Source organism: Geodermatophilus sp. SMS 5-13 (genome assembly GCF_059428245.1).
Genome location: NZ_CP165729.1, coordinates 4,654,151 through 4,672,486 on the forward strand (window position 1 = coordinate 4,654,151; position 18,336 = coordinate 4,672,486).

Below are 18,336 nucleotides of genomic sequence, written 5' to 3' on the forward strand. Positions count from 1 at the left end.
GCGGCGGGCACCCTCCCCTCGGCGAGCACCGTGTGACGGCTGGGGGCTGGCGTGACGGAGCGGTTCCGGACCGACGCGCGCCTGCCGGAGCGTGTCCGTGCGGCCACCTACAGTCGCGAGCGTGACGGGGGACAAGGCGACGAGCTCGTTCGCCGGAGAGCCCCAACCCGTGGAGGTCCACCACCGCGGCATCTGGTACTCCGGCGAGCTGCTGGGCTGGCGGTTCGACGCCTCCGGCCGCGCCCAGGCGCGCGTGCGGTGCGTCGTCGACGGCCTGCGGCACTCGGCGTGGAAGGACCTGGCCGACCTCCGGCTCCCCGAGCCGGAAGGCACGGGGACGACGACGGCGCCGGCGCCCGCGGCCGCGGCCGCGCCCACCCGGACGCCCCCGCGGCCGGTCGTGCAGTGGGCGGCGCTCGCTCGGCACGAGACCGCCGCGCCGTCCTGGGCCTCCGAGCGCGCCCGGATGCTGCCCCTCGAGGACGACGACACCCGGCCGCACGCGCTGCTCGTCGACCGCGACCTGCCCCGCCGTCCGCCGGTCCCCCGCCCTGCCTTCCGCCCCCGGACCCCGGCGGCCGACTGAGCCCACCGCGGTCGGCGACCGGGACGAGGTCCCGGGGGTCCAGCTCTATGCGGCGGCCGGCACGGCGTGCCCGGTCTCGATCTCCTCGCCGGCTCGTCTGCCTGCAGACTTCTGCCGCGCGAGTGTGACGGCCTTGTCGACTGCGACGACGGCGGGAGCGATCAGGGACAGACCGATCACCACCAGCCACTGCTCGCCGGTCAGGGACGTGGTGTCGAGCAGGCGCTGGAGCATCCCGAGCTCCACCGCGGCCCAGGTGAGGACCCAGCCGCCGATGATCCAGCCGAGGTAGGGGAAGACCGGCGACGACCACGGCGCCTCCCGCTCCCGCCGCATCACCAGCCCGACGTTGACCGCGCTGAGGGACACGACCGCGAAGGCCATCGTCATGGCTGCCGACGCCTGCGTCGTGCTCGGCTCGTCGGGCCCCCACGCGAGCACGCCCAGGCCGCAGGCGGCGACGATGAACCCGGTGACGACCCAGCGGACGATCTGCGGGGTGTTGACGATCTTCGTGCCGGGCTTGCGCGGCGGCCGCTGCATGACCCCGGGGTCGGGCACGTCGACGATGAACCCGATCACCACGGTGATGACGACGAAGAACTTCGCGAACAGCAACTGGAGCGGGAAGAGCGCCACCCCCTGGTTGATGTTCAGGATCGTCGCGAACACCATGAGCTGCAGCACCGACGAGAGGATCGTCAGCTGCAGCCGGACGTAGGACGAGATGCGCCGGTAGATGTCCCGGCCCAGGTCCACGGCGCGGACCAGCGTCGCGAAGTTGTCGTCGGTGAGCACGATCTTCGCTGCCTGCTTCGACACCTCCGAGCCGCTTCCCATCGCGACGCCGATGTCGGCCTGCTTGAGGGCGGCCGCGTCGTTGACCGCGTCGCCGGTCATCGCGACGACCTGCCCCGACTCCTGCATGAGCCGCGCGAGCCGGAGCTTGTCCTCCGGCGCCACCCGTCCGAACACGTGGAGCCGGGGCAGCTGCTCGATGACCTCGTCGTCGGTGAGGTGGCCGAGCTCGGTGCCCGTGATCACGCCGGGGCCGAGGCCGAGCTCGTCGGCGATGGCTCGGGCGGTGACGGTGTGGTCGCCGGTGATCATCCGGACGTCGATGCCCGCTGCCAGCGCGACCCGGACGGCGTCCTTCGCCTCGGTGCGGAGGGGGTCCATGATCCCGACCAGGGCCACGAAGACGAGGCCGGTGACCGCGCCCATGGGGTCGGCGATCGCCGCGGACATCGCCGCGTCGTCGAGGTCGCGGGCGGCGAACGCCAGCACCCGCAGACCCCGCTCGGAGAGTTTCCGGTTGGCCGCCAGGATCTCGTCGCGGACGGTGGCGACGGGCACCTGCTCGCCGTGCCACAGGGCATGGCTGCAGCGCTCGAGGACGACGTCGGGGGCGCCCTTCACGCTGGCGAAGTGGGGGTGCCGCAGGATGCCGCCGGTCAGCCAGGCGGGGCGATCGTGGAACGTCGCCATGAACTTGTACTCGGAGTCGAACGGCACCTCGGCCCGGCGCGGCAGGGCATCACGCGTCTCCACGGCGTCGACACCGAGCTTCGCGGCGAGCACGACGAAGGCAGCCTCGGTGGGATCGCCGATGACGGTCTCGTCGTCGCCGACGGTGGCGTCCGTGCACAGCGTCAGGCCCAGGGCCAGGCGGCGGAAATCGGGCACGTCCGTCCCGCCCACGCCGAGGACGGCCCCGGTCTTCCGGTAGCCGGCCCCCTCGATCCGGTACCACTCACCGCCGGCCAGCATCGTGGTGGCGGTCATCGCGTTCATGGTCAGCGTGCCGGTCTTGTCGCTGTTGATGACCGTCGTCCCGCCCAGGGTCTCGACGTCGGTGAGCGACTTGACCACGGCCCTGGACTCCGCCAGGCGCCGCGCTCCGGACGACAACATCGCCTGCACGAACGTCGGCAGGCCGGTCGGGATCGCCGAGATCGCCGTCGAGATGCACAGCAGCAGGAGGGTCGCGATCTCCTGCCCGCGGGCGATGCCGACGATGGCGATCACCGCCACGGCGAGCCAGGCGACCAGGCCGAACACCTTGGTCATGCCGTCGAGCTCCCGCTGCAGCGGCGAGCGCGTCCGCTTCGTGCCGGTCACCATGTCGGCGATCTGGCCCATCTCGGTCGCCTGGCCGGTCGCGGTGACCACGTACGTCGCCGTCCCGCGGGTGACCTGCGTGTTCTGGAAGACGAGGTTGGTCCGGTCGCCCAGCGCGATCTCCCCCTCGGGCAGTGCCGAGGAGTCCTTGCTCACCGGCGCGCTCTCGCCCGTGAGCGCGGCTTCCTGCACCTCGAGCGAGGCGGAGGAGAAGATCCGCCCATCGGCCGGCACGACGTCACCCGCCTCGACGAGCACGACGTCCCCGGGTACGAGGTTCGTGGATTCGACCTCCTCGACCACGCCGGATCGCCGCACTCGCGCTCGGGGCACCTGGAGCTGGGCCAGCGCCTCCACGCTGGCTCGTGCCTTCAGCTCCTGGTTCGACCCCATGACGACGTTGAAGGTCACCAGGCCCAGCACCACCACGGCCGTCGCGACCTGCCCGATGGCCAGACTGGCTGCTCCGACGATCAGCAGCATGATGTTCATCGGGTTGGACAGCTGGCCCCGGGCGACCTCCCAGCGGCTCGGCGGGGGCTCCGTCGGCAGCTCGTTGTGGCCGTACCGGGCCAGCCGCCGGGTGACCTCGTCGGCGTCCAGTCCCCGATCCGGGCTGACGACCAGCCGCTCCGCGGCGGACTCCGGCGGCATCGCGAACCACGAGACGGGTTCGACTGCGGGTTTCGCGATCGTCATGTCGGCCTCTTCGACGGGAGCGGGCGGTGCAGGTGACGCCGTCAGTGCGCTGGTGCCACGGGCTTCGCCCGCCCGGTACGCCGCCGCTTCCAGCCGAGGTCCAGCGCGATGCTCAGCAGCAGGATCGCCAGCAGCGTGATGATCGAGGCCGGCTCGTGGATGAGCGTGGTGAGCACGAAGGTCACCAGCACGACGGCAGCCGAGGCGATGGCCAGTGCCAGGACGGCCGTGTTGGCGCCGGTGTCGGCACGGACCCGGAAGTGCGCCGCGGTGATGAACGTGAAGATCAGCAAGGCGACCGCACTGCCGATCGAGGCGATGGCGTCGAGGTTGAAGAACACCGCCAGCAGCACGCATGCAGCCGCCTGGACCAGCAGACCCATCGACGCTCGGTCACCGACCTTCCGGGCCATGAGGCCCGGGAACTGGCCGGTTTCCGCCAGTCGCTCGGACAGTCCCGCCGCCGGGTAGAGACCGGCGTTGGTGGCTCCCGCGGTGGCGAACAGGGCCGTGATGGCCATCAGCGTGTAGCCGGCGTCGCCGAGGGACGGCTGGGCGGCGACGGCGAGCGCGGTCCCGCCTGACTCGATCACCTCGTCGACGGTCAGCGTCCCGAACACGCCGAGCGCGATGGCGACGTAGATGACCGTCGCGATCGAGAGCGCCAGGAACATCGCCCTGGGCAGCTGACGTGCCGGGTTGGCCAGGTCCTTCGCCGTGAACGTGATGATGCCGAAGCCCAGGAAGGCGAAGAAGGTCAGCGCGACGCTGGAGACGATGTCCTGCAGCGGCGGGTAGCCCGACGGAGCGAGCAGCGACGGCTCCATGTTGATCAGCGTGACCACGGCGAAGACCACGAGGATCCCGACCACCACGTAGACGATCACGGTCTGCGCGCGGGCGACGAGCTCGGAGCCGACGATGTTCACGCCGGTCATCACGACGATGATCAGCGCCGCGAAGACCTTGACCCAGACCAGGTTCTCGTCGGTGAACACGGCGCTGGCGTAGCTGCCGAAGGAGACGGCGACCATCGCGGTCACGATCGCGTTGGCCGAGTAGGTCAGCCACGCGGTGACGCCGGTGACATGCCCCTCACCGAAGCCCTTGGCCACGTACTCGAGCAGGCCGCCCGCCGACGGGTACCGCGCCCCGAGCTTGGCGAAGGAGTAGCCCTGCAACGCGGCGATCACCCCCGCGATCAGGAAGGACACCCAGACGGCGGCGCCGGCCACCTCTCCGGCTGCGCCGAGGAGGGCGAAGATCCCGGCGCCCACCATCGCCCCCACACCGATGAACGCCGCCTGCCGCACCGTGAGGTACTTCGTCGTCGGCGATGTCATGACCCTCGCCCCTCCCTCGACGCGCTACGGCGCGCGTCACCGGTACGCCGGCACCGGCGGCGGCGGCGTCAGGTGCTTGCGCTGTGACAGGTAGACCGGGATTCCGAGCAGCAACGCGCCGGCGGCCAGCAGGAAGGGCGCCCAGTAGATCAACGGGTCGTTGCCGGTGTTGCGCGAGTACCAGATGAACAGGATCGAGAAGACCAGGGACAGCCCGGCGACGACCATGTCGCGCACGAACCGCGGCGTCTCCATCGTCTTGTGGTCGGCCCAGCGCCATTTCAGCTGCGCGAGCGCGGAGAACCCGTACGGGGTGGCCGCGGTGATGCCGGTCATCAGGACCAACGTCGTGAAGACCGTGGCGCCACCGGAGCCGAGGTAGTTGACGGCCATGGCGACGGACGCGAGCAGCGTGGACATGACGATGCCGAAGGCCGGCACCCCGTTCTTCGAGATGCGCTTGAAGGGAGCCGGGAAGAGCCCGTCCTTCGCCGCGGCCAGTGGCATCTCCGCGCAGATCATGGTCCAGCCGTTGAGCGCGCCGAGGCCGGAGATGATGACGGCGATCGCCAGGACGTTGCCGGCCCAGGTGCCGCCGAACATGGCGTTGGCGACGTCCGAGAACGGTGCGCTCGCCGTCGCGAGCTGCGAGCTCGGCAGGACGCCGAACACGACCGTGAGCGAGAGCAGGTAGACGACCGCGGTGGCGATCGTGCCCAGGATCGTCGCCCGGGGGACGTTCCGGTCGGGGTCGCGCACCTTCGCCGCGGCCACGGCGGCGCACTCCACCCCCAGGTAGCTGAACAGGGCGATCGCCATGCCGCCGCCGATCGCCGCGATGGTGCTCTGGCCGCTGACGTTCCACGGCGTGAAGTTGGCGGACCGGATGTAGAACAGGCCGACGATCGACACGAACGCCAGCGCCGCGAACTTCACCACGGTGGTGATCACCTGGACCGAGCCCATGTTCTTGACGCCGGACAGGTTGACCGCGGCGGGGATCCACAAGCCGACCAGCACCAGCAGCACCGAGATCAGCCGGTTGTGATCGGTGTTGATGAAGTGCTCGACGTAGAGGACCCAGCCGACCGCGATGGCGGCGTTGCCGGCCCAGGCGGTGATCCAGTACGACCAGGCGTTCGCGAACCCCAGCGGGTTGCCGAACGCGACCCGCGCGTACGCATAGGGACCGCCGTCCGACGGCAGCCGGCGCGACAGAGCGGCGAAGAGCAGCGCCAGCGCGAGCGCCCCGACGGTCGTGAGCGCCATCGACACGAGCGTGATGGGCCCGTATGCGGCCAGGGACGTCGGGAGGTTGAAGACCCCGACGCCGATGATGCTCCCGACGATGAGCGCCATGGCGGCCGGGAGGCCGAACTGCTGCACGCTCCCCCGGGTGGGCGCATCGTCCGGGGAACCGGCGGCTTCCCGCGGGGTGTCGACTCGATCGGTCATGGCCGACCCCTTCGTCGTGACGGTGCCGGGCAGCCCCGTGACAGACCGGCCGGCATCGCGGGGTGTGGTCAGGCGAGCGTGGCGATGAGGACCGCCTTGATGGTGTGCAGTCGGTTCTCGGCCTGGTCGAAGACGATGCTGGCGGCGGACTCGAAGACCTCGTTCGTGACCTCGAGACCGGAGCTCATGCCAGTGTGGCCCATGATCTCGGCGCCGACGACCGTGTTGGAGTCGTGGAAGGCCGGCAGGCAGTGCATGAACTTGACCGCCGGATTCCCGGACCTCCCCAGCAGGTCGGCGTTCACCTGGTACGGAGCCAGCAATCCGACCCGGTCGGTCCAGACGTCCTTGGACTCGCCCATCGAGACCCAGACGTCGGTGTGCACGAAGTCGACGCCGGCGACGGCGTCCGCGGGGTCGTCGGTCACCGTGACGCGGGCACCGGTCCGGCCGGCGATCTCCTCGGCGAGCTGGACGACGTCCTTGGGCGGGTGCAGCTCGGCCGGCCCGGCGAGCCGGACGTCGCTGCCCATCAGCGCGCCCATGACCAGCAGCGAACGGCCCATGTTGAACCGGCAGTCCCCGACGTACGCGTACGCGAGCCGGTCATAGGGCTTGTCGCTGGTCTCGTGCATGGTGAGGAAGTCGGCCAGCATCTGGGTGGGATGCCACTCGTTGGTCAGCCCGTTGTAGACCGGCACGCCGGCGTGTGCCGCGAGGGCCTCGACGTCGTCCTGCTCGTTGCCCCGGAACTCGATCGCGTCGTACATGCGGCCGAGGACGGTGGCGGTGTCGGCGATCGACTCCTTGTGCCCCAGCTGGGAGCCGGACGGGTCGAGGTAGGTCACGTGCGCGCCCTGGTCGTAGGCGGCGACCTCGAACGCGGAGCGGGTCCGGGTCGACGTCTTCTCGAAGATGAGCGCGATCTCCTTGCCGTCGAGGCGCTGGACCTCGGTGCCGGCGTACTTGGCGAGCTTCAGGGCCTCGGCGAGGCGCAGCAGGTAGCGCAGCTCGCCGGGCTCGAAGTCGATCTCCTTGAGGAAGCTGCGGTTCTTCAGGTTGAACGCCATGCGGAGCTCCCGGTCGGCTCAGAAAGCGGGGTCGCGCTGCAGGGGACAGGTCATGCAGTGGCCGCCGCCGCGACCACGCCCGAGCTCGAAGCCCTCGATGGGCAGCACCTCGATGCCCGCCTCGCGCAGCGCGGCATTGGTGCTGGTGTTGCGCTCGTACGCGACGACGACGCCGGGCTCGAGGGCGACGACGTTGTTGCCGTCGTCCCATTGCTCGCGCTCGGCTCCGAAGGCGTCCCCGCCGGTCTCGATGACCCGCATGTCCCCGACTCCGAGGACGGCCCCCATGACCCGGGGCAGCGACCCGTGCGCCTCCTCGACGACGAGATCGTCCGCGGCGTCGCCGGGCCGGATCTTCCAGATCCGCGCCCCGGAGACCACGGGTGGGTAGGCGGTGACCAGGTCCCGGTCGCACATCGTGATGACCGTGTCGAGGTGCATGTAGCTGCGGGACTTCGGCAGGAGCACCGCGAGCACCACGCCGGCCGAGCCGGACCGGAACAGCGAGCGGGCGATCCACAGCACCGCCTGCGGGGTGGTCCGCTCCCCCATGCCGATCATGACCGCGCCGTTGCCGATCGGCTGGACGTCACCGCCCTCGACGTGGGTGCGGCCCCAGTCCTCGTCGGCACCACCGAGCCAGGTCGGGAACTTCTCGGTGCTGAACATGGGGTGGAAGCGGTAGATCGCCTCCATGATCATCGTCTCCGGCTTGCGGGCCGGCTTGGTCATCGGGTTGAGCGTGACGCCGTCGTAGATCCAGCACGAGGGGTCACGCTGGAAGATGAAGTTGGGCAGGGGCGGCAGGAGCATGGTCGTGGACGTGCTGGACTGCCACACCAGCCCGAGGTCCCGGGCCACGTCGGCCTTGGTGATCCCGCCGATCAGGAAGTCCGCCACCAGCGCCGGCTCGGCCTCGTCGACCCACTCCCGCGCCCGCGCCGAGGCGCCGACGCCGACCTCGCGCTCGTTCAGGATGTGGCGGCAGACCCACTCCTTGGCGTCGGCCTCGACGAGTGCCTCGGCGAGCAGCCGCTCGGCCTCGTACACCTCGACCCCGCGCTCCCGCATGACCGCGCTGAAGGCGTCGTGCTCCGACTGGGCCCGGTCGACCCACAGCACGTCGTCGAAGAGCAACTCCTCGGCGTTCGACGGGGTCAGCCGGGTGTGCTCCAGGCCGGGCCGATGCACCATCACCTTCCGGAGCTTTCCGACCTCGGAGTGCACGCCGAGCGACATGGCGATCACCTCACATGGCGGCCTGTTCGGACCCGACCCCTCCGTCGGCCTCCGGACGCATCGAGGAGTCTTGCCGGGTCACGGCGGGGATTCCTCATCTCGACTGGATGAACTACAGCGGCCGCCGACCCGCGTAGCTTCTGGTCGCGCCCGCCGGTGGTGCGAGACCGGTGACCAGGACCGGGCGCGACCACGTCCCTCGTCGGGGCGGCTCGTCGATGCGGTGCAGGGGGCGGCTGTGCGAATCGTCATCGCGCTGGGCGGCAACGCGTTGCTGCGTCGTTCGGATCCCATGACCACGGAGGTGCAGCGCCGCAACGTGCGGGTCGCGGCAGAGGCGATCGCCCCGCTCGCCGGCCGGCACAGCATCGTCGTCGTCCACGGCAACGGGCCGCAGGTGGGGCTGCTGTCGCTGCAGGCGGAGGCCTACCGGGGTGCAGAGCCGTACCCGCTGGACGTCCTCGACGCCGGCACCCAGGGCATGATCGGGTACCTGATCCAGCAGGAGCTCAGAACTCAGCTGCCGCCGGAGCGTCAGGTGGTCACCCTGCTCACCATGATCGTTGTGGATCCGGCCGACGCCGCATTCTCGGCACCCACCAAGTTCGTCGGTCCCGTCTACACCCGGGACGCGGCCGAAGCGCTGGCGGCGGAGAAGGGCTGGACGTTCCGGCAGGACGGCGAGGCGTGGCGTCGGGTCGTGCCCTCGCCGGAGCCCCGCCAGGTCCTGGAGATCGAGCCGATCAGCTGGCTCCTGGACCGAGGAGCCGTGGTCATCTGCGCCGGCGGAGGCGGCATCCCCACGATGCACCCCTCCTCCGGTCCGGGTGAGCTCGTCGGTGTGGAGGCGGTGATCGACAAGGACTTCGCGAGCGAGCTGGTGGCCGAGGACGTGGGTGCGGACCTGTTCATCATGGCCACCGACGTCGACGGCGTGTACCTCGACTGGGGCACGCCGGAGCAGCGGCGCCTGACCTCGGCGACGCCCGGAGAGCTGTCCCGATGCACGTTCCCAGCGGGATCCATGGGCCCGAAGGTCGAGGCCGCGTCCCGGTTCGTGAGGAAGACCGGCCGGCGCGCGGCCATCGGCGCACTCGCCGACATCACCCGCATCGTCGCGGGGGACGGCGGCACCAACGTGGTGGCGGAGGGCGATGCGGCCCGGGGGCCGACCCACGAGGCCGACCGGGGCGACGTTCCCCGGCCACGGCTCCCCGTGAGCGCCACGGAGGACATCCGGGAGCGGGTCGGCCCGCAACCGACGGCGGACGGTGCCGGCTGAGCCGACCGGGCGACCGCGGACGCCCACCGCCGCGGGCTCGCCGTCCGCACGTTCCTGCGCAACGGACCGACCCCGGAATGACGAAGGACCCCGGCCCATCGGGCCGGGGTCCTTCGTGGTGGTAGCGGGGGCAGGATTCGAACCTGCGACCTCTGGGTTATGAGCCCAGCGAGCTACCGAGCTGCTCCACCCCGCGTCGCAAAGACCACGGTACCAGGGTTCCGGGCGGGCGCGGCGAGGGCTTCGTCACCCTGCCGCGCCCGCCCGGGCTCACCCGGTGGGTGCGGCCGCCTGGGCCGTCTGGTATGCGTCGACCGCCTTCTGCAGCCGGTCGAGCGCCTCGCCGGTGGCGGCGAAGTCGCCGCTGCGCAGCGCATCCTGGTAGGCCTTCAGCGCGCTGTTGATGTCCGCGACCGCCTGGTCGAGGTCCGGGTTGCTCCCGCCGCCGCCGGCGTCCGGCGCCGGCGCCGGGGTGGGCGTCGGTGGCGGCGTGGGTGTGGGCGTCGCCGTCCCGCCGTCGGTCCCGTCGTCCGGTGCCGTGCCGCCGCTGTCGACGGCCGAGGACCCCGCCCCGGCCCCGAAGACCTGGTTGAGCGCCTCGCCGAGGGTGTCGGCGTAGCCGACCCGGTCGCCGTAGTTGACCAGCACCTTCTGCAGCAGCGGGAAGGAGTTCTCCCCGCGGCCCTGGACGTAGAGCGGCTCGACGTAGAGCAGGCCGTTCTCCCCGATCGGCAGCGTCAGGAGGTTGCCGAAGACGGCCCGGGACTCCTGGCTGTTGAACAGGGTCAGGTCGGGTCTGACCTGGTTGTTGGTGATGAACGACTGCTGCACCTGGCGTGGGCCGCGGAACGGCGTGTTGCCCGGTAGCCGCAGCACCTGGATCTCGCCGTAGCTCTGCGGATCGCTCGAGGCGGAGATGAACGCCGACAGGTTGTCCCGCCGGAAGGCGTTGAGCGCGCTGGTGAGCTGGAAGCTCGCCGTCCGGTCACCCGGCCGCTGGGCGAGGATGTAGTACGGCGGCTGGGCGTCCTGGGTGTCCTGGGTCGGGTCGTCGGGGACCTGCCACCGGTCGCTCTGGTTGTAGAAGTCGGTCGGGTCGGAGACGTGGTAGCGGGTGAGGATGTCCCGCTGCAGCTTGAACAGGTCCTCCGGGTAGCGGACGTGGCTGACCAGCTCGTCGCTCATCTTCTCGCGCGGCTGGATCACCCCCGGGAAGGCCTTCTCGTAGGTGCGCAGGACCGGGTCGTCCGGGTCCCACGCGTACAGCGTCACCGTGCCGTCGTAGGCGTCGACGGTCGCCTTCACCGAGTTGCGGATGTAGTTGAACTGCTCGTCGGGCAGCGCGGCGGTGCCGGCGCCGGTGAGCGAGTCCTGGGCTGCCTGGCCCAGCTCCATCCGCTCCGCGTAGGGATAGGAGTCCGACGTCGTGTAGCCGTCGAGGATCCACACCACCCGGCCGCCGATCACCGCCGGGTACGGGTCGCCGTCCACCTCGAGGAAGGGGGCCGCCTTCTCCACCCGCTCGCGCGGGTCGCGGATGTACATCACGCGCGACTGGTCGTTGACCGCGCCCGAGAGCAGGAAGTTGCGCTCCCGGTAGTAGATCGCGAAGGTCAGCCGCCGGAAGAAGCTGCCGATCGCGACACCACCCTTGCCGTCGTAGGTGCTGTTGATCTGGCCCTCGTCGGAGCCGCTCTCCGGGCGGTCGAACTCGCGCGGATCGGAACCCTCGGGCGCGCCGACGACCGAGTAGTTGTCGTTCATCAGCTCGCCGTAGTAGATCCGCGGCTGGGTCACCTTGATGGTTCCGGTGGTGGGCAGGTCGCGGGTGGTGAAGTTGGGCTCGCCGCCCTCCTGGCCCGCGACGACCTGGTTGGCCGGCGCGGCGACGAAACCGTTGCCGTGGGTGTAGACGGTGTGCTGGTTGATCCAGCTGGACTGGTTCTCCGAGAGGTTGTCGACGTCCAGCTCACGGACGGCGACCACGTAGTCGCGGGTCTCGCCGTTGATCGTGTACCGGTCGATGTCGAGCTTCTCGGGGAAGCCGTAGATGTTGCGGATCTGCTGGCGCGCGGTGAACGTGTCCGAGAGGACGTTCGGGTCCAGCAGCCGGGCGTTCGGGATGGTCTGCGTGTCGTTGCGCAGCTGGGCCTGCGCCGCTGCGGTGTCCACCGAGTCGCCCTTCGTGTCCTCGGCGTAGTCCACGTAGTCGATGTCGGAGAGGTTGTAGGCGGCCAGCGTCGACTGGATGGCCCGCTGGATGTACGGAGCCTCCTTCTGGTCGGCGCTGGGCTTGACCACGAACTGCTGGACGATCGCGGGGTAGGCCACGCCGATCACCAGGCTGGAGATCAGCAGCAGCACCAGCGCCGCGGCCGGCAGCAGGAAGTTGCGGACGACGATGTTGGCGAAGAACGCCACGGCGCAGACGATCGCGACGAACACGAGGATGTTCTTCGGGACCAGCAGCGCGTTGACGTCGGTGTAGCTGGCGCCGGTGAAGACCTCGCCGCGGTCGGAGTAGACCAGCCCGTAGCGGTCCAGCCAGTAGGCCACCGCCTTGAGCGCGACGAACAGACCGAGCAGCACCGACAGCTGCACGCGCGCGGCGCCGGTGAGCTTCTGGCCCGGCGTCTGCAGCCGCAGCCCGCCGAAGAGGTAGTGGGTCAGCAGCGACCCGATCAGCGCCAGCAGCACGATCGCGAAGGCGAAGCCCAGCACCAGCCGCCAGAACGGGTAGTCGAAGACGAAGAAGGACAGGTCGACGCCGAACTCGGGGTCGACCTGGCCGAAGTCCGTGGAGTTGCGGAAGGTCAGCCAGGTGTCCCAGCTGCCCTGCGCGGTGAAGCCGGCGAACAGGCCGAGCACCACGCCGACGATCGAGAGGACCAGCGTGCGCCGGGGCTCCAGCGACTGCCGGTAGCGCTCGAGGTTCTGCTGCTCCAGCGACATCGGCCGGAACGTCGGGCGGAACCGGTAGGCGAGGTAGATCGCCAGCGCGACCAGCCCACCGGTGGCCACGCCCGCGACCGCGAACAGCAGCGCGCGGGTCTGCAGCTCGGTCCAGAAGACCTCGGTGTAGTGGGTCTCGTCGAACCAGAGGTAGTCGACGTAGACGCTGGTCAGGGTGCCGATGGCGGTGAACAGCACCAGCAGCACGGCGATGGCCCCGATGACCAGCTTCGCGCGCCGCGAGAGCGTGGGCACCGACACGGGGGGCCGCATGGCCACGAGCGGTCTCCTTCAGTTGCAGGGTGGCCGGGGCCACGGCGGGGCCTGTCCGGCCCCTGTGTCTCAGGACTCAGTCATCTCAGGACAACGCACCGGGCCGCCGGTGGTTCCCTCGCCGTCCGGCGATGGCGGACAGCCTCTCCCACGCGGGACGGAGCCGGTGCACGGGGCTCAGCACGAGGGCGGCGTCCGGCCGGCCCGGACGTCGGCGAGGGCGTCGAGCGCGTCGTCGAGGGTGGCCACCTTCGCCATGGGCAGCCCGGGCTGCGGGGCCTGCAGCGCCTCGGCGCAGTTGCCGGCGGGGACGAGGAACAGCGTCGCGCCGATCTCGCGCGCGGAGACCATCTTCAGCTGGATCCCGCCGATCGGGCCGACGTTGCCGTCGACGTCGATCGTCCCGGTGCCGGCGATGACGTCCCCGCCGGTCAGGTCGTCCTCCCCCACCAGGTCGAGGATGCCGAGGGTCAGCATCAGCCCGGCCGACGGCCCGCCGACCTCCTGCACCTCGATGTCGACGTCGAACGGTGCCGACGGCGCCTCCCGGACCAGCACGCCCAGCAGCGACCCGTCCCGGTCCTCGGCCGCCTTGGTGGTGAGCGTCGCCGTCCCGGGCTTGCCGAGCCGGGTGTAGGAGACCTCGATCGTCGTCCCGCCGGGGATGGAGCGCAGCACGGCGTCGAGGGCGTCGGTGTCGGGCGTCGGGCGGCCGTCGACCGCCTCGATCGCGTCACCCTCCTCGAGCCGGCCCCGGGACGGCGAGTCGCCGTCCGACAGGCCCTGGACGACGACCTTCTCCGGGAAGCCGAGGTGCTCCAGCGCCGCGGTCTCCGCCGCCTCCTCCGAGGTGAGGAAGGCCTCGCGGTTCTGCTGCTGGGTCTCCTCCTGGGTCTGGTCGGGCGGGTAGACCGACTCCTCGGGGACGACGCTGACCTCCGGGTCGAACCAGCCGCGGACCGCCTCGACCAGGCTCAGGCCGGCGCGGCTGACGCCGACGGTGGTCAGGTTGAGGTTGCCGCTGACGTCGTTCCGGTCGCGTCCCTCGACCGAGATGATCGGCGTGCCGTCGATGTCGCCGAGCGTGTTGTAGGTGGGGCCGGGGACCTCCGCCACGTACGGCACCGGCACCGCCGCGCCGAGCAGTCCGAAGACCACGAGCAGGACGGCGCCGATCATCGCCACGGCGCTCCGACGGGTCACGTCGGCCGAGCTTAGGCGACGGACCTGAGGCTCCCCGGCACTCGCAGGCCCGCGGCAGGCCGTCCTCCGGGGGTGTCCGCTCAGGGCGGACGCGACCGGCCGCCACGGGAAGATCACGCGTCTACGGTGGGGGCATGAGCGACCTGCCGTTCGGTTTCGGGCCCGCCGACCGCGACCCCGAGGGCAACGATCCGGAGCGCAGGGACCCCGCGCGCCAGCCCTCCCCCGCCGATCCGTTCGGCTTCGGCGCCCTGTTCGGCGGCGGCGCCGGCGCGGGCTCGCCCGAGGACCTCCTCGGCAAGATGCCGCTGTTCGCCGAGCTGCAGAAGCTGATGAGCTGGTCCGGCGGCCCGGTGAACTGGGACCTCGCCCGCCAGGGGGCGATCAGCCAGCTGGCGGCCGGTCACCAGCCGACGTCGGAGGCCGAGCGCGCCGCCGTCGCCGAGGCGCTGCGGCTGGCCGACCTGTGGCTCGACCAGGCCACCGACCTGCCCTCGGGGATCGACCGCGCGCTGGCGTGGTCGCGGGTCGAGTGGGTGGAGCAGACCCTGCCGGCGTGGAGCGCGCTCATCGACCCGCTGGCCGAGCGCGTGGTGGCCGCGATGACCAGCGCGCTGCCGCAGGAGGCGGCGAGCATGGTCGGCCCGATCGCCGGGATCATGGGCCGGATGGGCGGGCTGATGTTCGGCGCCCAGGTGGGCCAGGCGCTCGGCAAGCTCGCCGACGAGGTGGTCACCAGCACCGACGTCGGCCTGCCGCTGGCCCCCGCCGGCAGCGGCGTGCTCGTGCCGCAGAACGTCGAGGCGTTCGCCGCCGGCCTCGGCCGCCCGGCCGAGGAGGTGCGGCTGTTCGTGGCGCTGCGCGAGGCGGCCTCCCAGCGGCTGTTCGCGCACGTGCCGTGGCTGCGCCAGCAGGTGACCGACGCCGTCCACGCCTACGCCCGCGGCATCAACGTCGACCGCGAGGCGATCGAGCGGGGCATCGCCGAGGCCATGGGCGGCATGGGCGGCGGCCTGGACCCGAGCGACCCCGAGGCGATCCAGCGGCTGCTCGGCAGCGGCCTGCTCGAGCCCGAGGAGACCCCGGAGCAGCAGATGGCGCTGCGCCGGCTGGAGACCCTGCTGGCGCTGGTGGAGGGCTGGGTGGACACGGTGGTCGCGGCGGCCGCCGGCGAGCGGCTGCCCGGCTACTCCGCGCTGGCCGAGACCATGCGCCGCCGCCGCGCCTCGGGCGGCCCTGCCGAGCAGACGTTCGCCACGCTCGTCGGGCTGCAGCTGCGGCCGCGCCGGCTGCGCGACGCGGCGACGGTCTGGGCGGCCCTGGGTCAGCAGCGCGGCATCGAGGAGCGCGACCGGCTGTGGTCGCACCCGGACCTGCTGCCGACGTCGGACGACCTCGACGAGCCGCTGGACTTCGTCGCCCGGCAGGGCATGGACGACGAGCTGAGCGCGCTCACCGCCGACGACGCGAAGAAGCCGGCCGCGGAGCCGCGCGACGAGGACGACGAGGACGGTCCCGCCCCGGCGTAGCCGTCAGTCCACGGGGTCGACGCCGTCGCCCATCTGGCCGGCGGCGTTGGCCAGCTCCACGCCCTCGAGGAAGCCGCGGGCGCGCTCGGCCTTCGGATAGCGGGCCACCAGCGCCCAGAAGCGCTCGTCGTGGCCGGGCTCGAGCAGGTGCACGAGCTCGTGCACGAGCACGTAGTCGACCACGTACTCGGGCATGGTGCGCAGCCGGCTCGACAGCCGGATGCTGCCGTCGGCGGGCGTGCACGACCCCCAGCGGCGGTGCTGGTTGTCCACCCACCGGACGCTGACCGGCTGCGGGATCCCGTCCAGATGCGCGGCCGAGAGCGCCCGCGCCCGGGCCATCAGCTCGGCGTCGCCGCCGAGCGAGCGCCGGCGGCGCTCCTCGCGGGTCTGCAGCTTGGCCACCATCTGCGCCACCCAGCGCCGCTCCTCGGCCGGGCTGAACGCCGCGGGGATGAGGACGACGGTCCGGCCCAGCTCGCGATACGCCGTGACGGTGCGCCGACGGCGGGCGCTGCGCCGGACCTCGACGTCGGCCGGCAGCTCCCCCGCCGGGGTGCGGGCACCCCGGGCCGCGGCGACGGCACGGCCGACCGCGCGAGCGGCCGGCAGGCGGTCCGCCGGAGCGGGGCTGTCGGGAGCGGAAGTCGAGCCGGGCACGGAGGCACCGTAACCACCGGCGGCCGGTTCCGCGCGCACGACGGCACCCTGTCGGGTCCGGTTCGTCCGGTCGGTGGACATCCCCGGCGCCGCACTCCCCCGATGGGCTGGACACGGCGCCGTTCCACAACCGCCCGTTCCGGTGTCCGCGCAGGTGGAGGCACGGTTCCGCGGGGCTCCCGCGGTCCGGGACAGGGTCGCCGTCCCGAGGTTCCGCACAGGGACACGCCGACCCGTCCCCACGCCGTCCACACCGTTGTCCACAGGTTGGGGACGGCCCTGGACGCCGGTGCCGCCGTTTCGGCACCCCCCGCACCAGGGAAGGCGCCTGGAGGCGGGGGTAGCGTCGCCCCGCAATGGCGCCCCCGCGCGCCAGTGGGACGCCTTCGAGAACGAGGAGACACCGTGGCGGACAGCTACAACGGCTACTGCGTGAAGTGCAAGGAGAAGCGCGACTTCGAGGGTGAGGTCAAGGTCAGCGAGTCCGGCCGGCGCATGGCGCAGGGCACCTGCCCCGTCTGCGGCACCAAGATGAACCGGATCCTCGGCAAGGCCTGAGCGACCCCCTGTCGCCCTGACGGCGGCGTCCCGCAGCGCGGGGCGCCGCCGTCGGCGTTCCTGTGGACGGCGGCAACGATCACGGCCCGGCCGCTGACACCCTGCCGTCCGTGAGCGACACCGCGCATCCCCTCCTCCCTGCCTCTGTCCCGGTGCTGCGCAGCGGTCCCGACGGCATCCAGGTCGGCGGGGTCGACTCCCGCGACGGGCTCCTCGTCACGGCGGACGGCGACTGGGTGGGTGCGCTGCTGCGCGGCCTCGACGGGCGGCGCGCGCAGCGGGCGGTCCTCGCCGACGCCGACCGCGAGGGGCTCGATCCCGGGGCGGTCCGCGGGCTGCTCGGCGGGCTGCGGTCGGCCGGGCTGCTGCTCGACGTCGACCCGGCCGACCTGCTCGCCGCCGACGCCGGACCGGCGGCGCGGGCGCGCAGCGCCGCGGAACTGCCGGATGCGCTGGCCGGCGACGCCGCCGGCTGGCGGGCGCGGCGCTCGGCCGCGGTCGTGGTGGAGGGCGCCACCCGCGTCGGCGCACCGCTCGCGGCGCTGCTGGCGGCCAGCGGCGTCGGGCGGGTCAGCGTGCGCGACCCCGGGCTGGTCGCCGCCGGGGACGCCGTCGTGGGCGGCCTGACCGCCGCCGACGAGGGCCGGCCCCGATCGCTCGCCGCGGCCGACGCGGTGCGGCGGGTCAGCCCGCTCACCGATCTGCGGCCGCTGCCCGCGGGCGCCACCGCCGACCTCGTGGTCCTGGCCCGGCCCTGGGCGGCGTCGGACCCGCTCGCCGCCGCGGTGCACCGCGCCGGCATCCCGCACCTCGTGGCCACGGTCCGCGGCCGGACCGGCGTCGTCGGCCCGCTGGTCGTGCCGGGCGTGACCAGCTGCCTGCGGTGCGCCGACCTGCACCGCCGGGACGCCGACCCGCGGTGGCCGCAGCTGGCCGCGCAGCTGACCGCCGGCGATCCCCCTGCCGGCGGCGCGGCGGTCACCTGTCTGCTCACCGCGGCGACCGCGGCCGTGCAGGCGCTGGCCTTCCTGGACGGCGCCGGATCACCGGCCGCTCTCGAGGCGACGGTCGAGCTCTCGCCGCCGGAGCTGCTCCCACGCGTGCGCCGCTGGCCCCCCCACCCCGGGTGCGGCTGCCTGGACGCGGCCGCGCCGGACGGGCTCCGGACCCTTTCGGATGACGCTCCGGGGACGTGCGTCGGCGGCCGTGGGGGTGGACAGGGACAATGATCGGCGTGAGCGAGCCCTGCGAGCGCAGGACAGGGCAGCGCACCGCCGCGAACGCGGCCGATTAGCGTCAGCGAGGAGCGCCCCGTGAGCGAGCGTGCGAGCTCACCGAGGGCACAGCAGCGCCGCGAACGCGGCCG

13 protein-coding genes and 1 tRNA gene are annotated in these 18,336 nt (G+C 72.2%); 5 read left to right on the forward strand and 9 right to left on the reverse strand.

Going from position 1 to position 18,336, the window contains the following annotated elements; genetic code table 11:
• The first annotated feature begins 121 nt into the window (after positions 1-121).
• On the forward strand, positions 122-586 hold the full coding sequence (locus AB3388_RS22545) for a hypothetical protein (protein ID WP_495407551.1): 465 nt from the start codon (positions 122-124) through the stop codon (positions 584-586).
• 45 nt (positions 587-631) lie between these two features.
• On the opposite strand, the gene AB3388_RS22550 is transcribed toward AB3388_RS22545, so the two are convergent.
• From AB3388_RS22550 to AB3388_RS22570, 5 genes are all read right to left on the reverse strand, one after another.
• On the reverse strand, positions 632-3,406 hold the full coding sequence (locus AB3388_RS22550; RefSeq protein WP_495407552.1) for a cation-translocating P-type ATPase: 2,775 nt from the start codon (positions 3,404-3,406) through the stop codon (positions 632-634).
• 41 nt (positions 3,407-3,447) lie between these two features.
• Complete coding sequence (locus AB3388_RS22555) at positions 3,448-4,749, reverse strand: APC family permease (RefSeq protein ID WP_495407553.1); 1,302 nt, start codon at positions 4,747-4,749, stop codon at positions 3,448-3,450.
• Positions 4,750-4,785: 36 nt separating this feature from the next.
• Positions 4,786-6,204 carry an amino acid permease gene (locus AB3388_RS22560; protein WP_495407554.1) on the reverse strand — a complete coding sequence of 473 codons (1,419 nt, stop codon included), beginning with the start codon at positions 6,202-6,204 and terminating at the stop codon, positions 4,786-4,788.
• Positions 6,205-6,272: 68 nt separating this feature from the next.
• Positions 6,273-7,274: an ornithine carbamoyltransferase gene (argF, locus tag AB3388_RS22565; RefSeq protein ID WP_495407555.1), complete on the reverse strand. Its 1,002-nt coding sequence runs from the start codon at positions 7,272-7,274 to the stop codon at positions 6,273-6,275.
• Between the two features lie 18 nt (positions 7,275-7,292).
• A complete protein-coding gene (locus AB3388_RS22570; RefSeq protein ID WP_495407556.1) occupies positions 7,293-8,513 on the reverse strand; it encodes an arginine deiminase in 1,221 nt (406 codons plus the stop codon).
• Positions 8,514-8,751: 238 nt separating this feature from the next.
• Here AB3388_RS22570 and arcC point away from each other — a divergent pair, with 238 nt between their 5' ends.
• Positions 8,752-9,795 carry a carbamate kinase gene (gene arcC, locus AB3388_RS22575; RefSeq protein ID WP_495407557.1) on the forward strand — a complete coding sequence of 348 codons (1,044 nt, stop codon included), beginning with the start codon at positions 8,752-8,754 and terminating at the stop codon, positions 9,793-9,795.
• A gap of 119 nt (positions 9,796-9,914) precedes the next feature.
• Here the strand turns inward: arcC and AB3388_RS22580 are convergent.
• The 3 genes from AB3388_RS22580 to AB3388_RS22590 all read right to left on the reverse strand — a co-directional run bounded on the left by AB3388_RS22580 (position 9,915) and on the right by AB3388_RS22590 (position 14,223).
• Positions 9,915-9,991 (reverse strand) — tRNA-Met (locus AB3388_RS22580).
• 74 nt (positions 9,992-10,065) lie between these two features.
• Entirely contained in the window at positions 10,066-13,020 is a 2,955-nt protein-coding gene (locus AB3388_RS22585; RefSeq protein ID WP_495411479.1) for a UPF0182 family membrane protein, read from the reverse strand.
• 177 nt (positions 13,021-13,197) lie between these two features.
• On the reverse strand, positions 13,198-14,223 hold the full coding sequence (locus AB3388_RS22590; protein WP_495407558.1) for a YlbL family protein: 1,026 nt from the start codon (positions 14,221-14,223) through the stop codon (positions 13,198-13,200).
• Between the two features lie 134 nt (positions 14,224-14,357).
• Between AB3388_RS22590 and AB3388_RS22595 the strand changes: the two genes are divergently transcribed.
• On the forward strand, positions 14,358-15,752 hold the full coding sequence (locus AB3388_RS22595) for a zinc-dependent metalloprotease (RefSeq protein ID WP_495407559.1): 1,395 nt from the start codon (positions 14,358-14,360) through the stop codon (positions 15,750-15,752).
• A 3-nt stretch (positions 15,753-15,755) separates the two neighbouring features.
• On the opposite strand, the gene AB3388_RS22600 is transcribed toward AB3388_RS22595, so the two are convergent.
• Complete coding sequence (locus AB3388_RS22600; protein WP_495407560.1) at positions 15,756-16,412, reverse strand: M48 metallopeptidase family protein; 657 nt, start codon at positions 16,410-16,412, stop codon at positions 15,756-15,758.
• Positions 16,413-16,817: 405 nt separating this feature from the next.
• Between AB3388_RS22600 and AB3388_RS22605 the strand changes: the two genes are divergently transcribed.
• Positions 16,818-16,970 carry a DUF5679 domain-containing protein gene (locus tag AB3388_RS22605; RefSeq protein WP_448627102.1) on the forward strand — a complete coding sequence of 51 codons (153 nt, stop codon included), beginning with the start codon at positions 16,818-16,820 and terminating at the stop codon, positions 16,968-16,970.
• A 110-nt stretch (positions 16,971-17,080) separates the two neighbouring features.
• On the forward strand, positions 17,081-18,199 hold the full coding sequence (locus tag AB3388_RS22610; protein WP_495407561.1) for a ThiF family adenylyltransferase: 1,119 nt from the start codon (positions 17,081-17,083) through the stop codon (positions 18,197-18,199).
• Positions 18,200-18,336: the final 137 nt, after the last annotated feature.

What these genes read in the sequence shown, in the direction of transcription:
- AB3388_RS22595 (WP_495407559.1), top strand. Translation starts at nt 14,358, where the DNA reads ATGAGCGACCTGCCGTTCGGTTTCGGGCCCGCCGACCGCGACCCCGAG.
- AB3388_RS22560 (WP_495407554.1), bottom strand. Translation starts at nt 6,204, where the DNA reads ATGACCGATCGAGTCGACACCCCGCGGGAAGCCGCCGGTTCCCCGGAC.
- AB3388_RS22585 (WP_495411479.1), bottom strand. Translation starts at nt 13,020, where the DNA reads ATGCGGCCCCCCGTGTCGGTGCCCACGCTCTCGCGGCGCGCGAAGCTG.
- AB3388_RS22550 (WP_495407552.1), bottom strand. Translation starts at nt 3,406, where the DNA reads ATGACGATCGCGAAACCCGCAGTCGAACCCGTCTCGTGGTTCGCGATG.
- argF (WP_495407555.1), bottom strand. Translation starts at nt 7,274, where the DNA reads ATGGCGTTCAACCTGAAGAACCGCAGCTTCCTCAAGGAGATCGACTTC.
- AB3388_RS22570 (WP_495407556.1), bottom strand. Translation starts at nt 8,513, where the DNA reads ATGTCGCTCGGCGTGCACTCCGAGGTCGGAAAGCTCCGGAAGGTGATG.
- AB3388_RS22555 (WP_495407553.1), bottom strand. Translation starts at nt 4,749, where the DNA reads ATGACATCGCCGACGACGAAGTACCTCACGGTGCGGCAGGCGGCGTTC.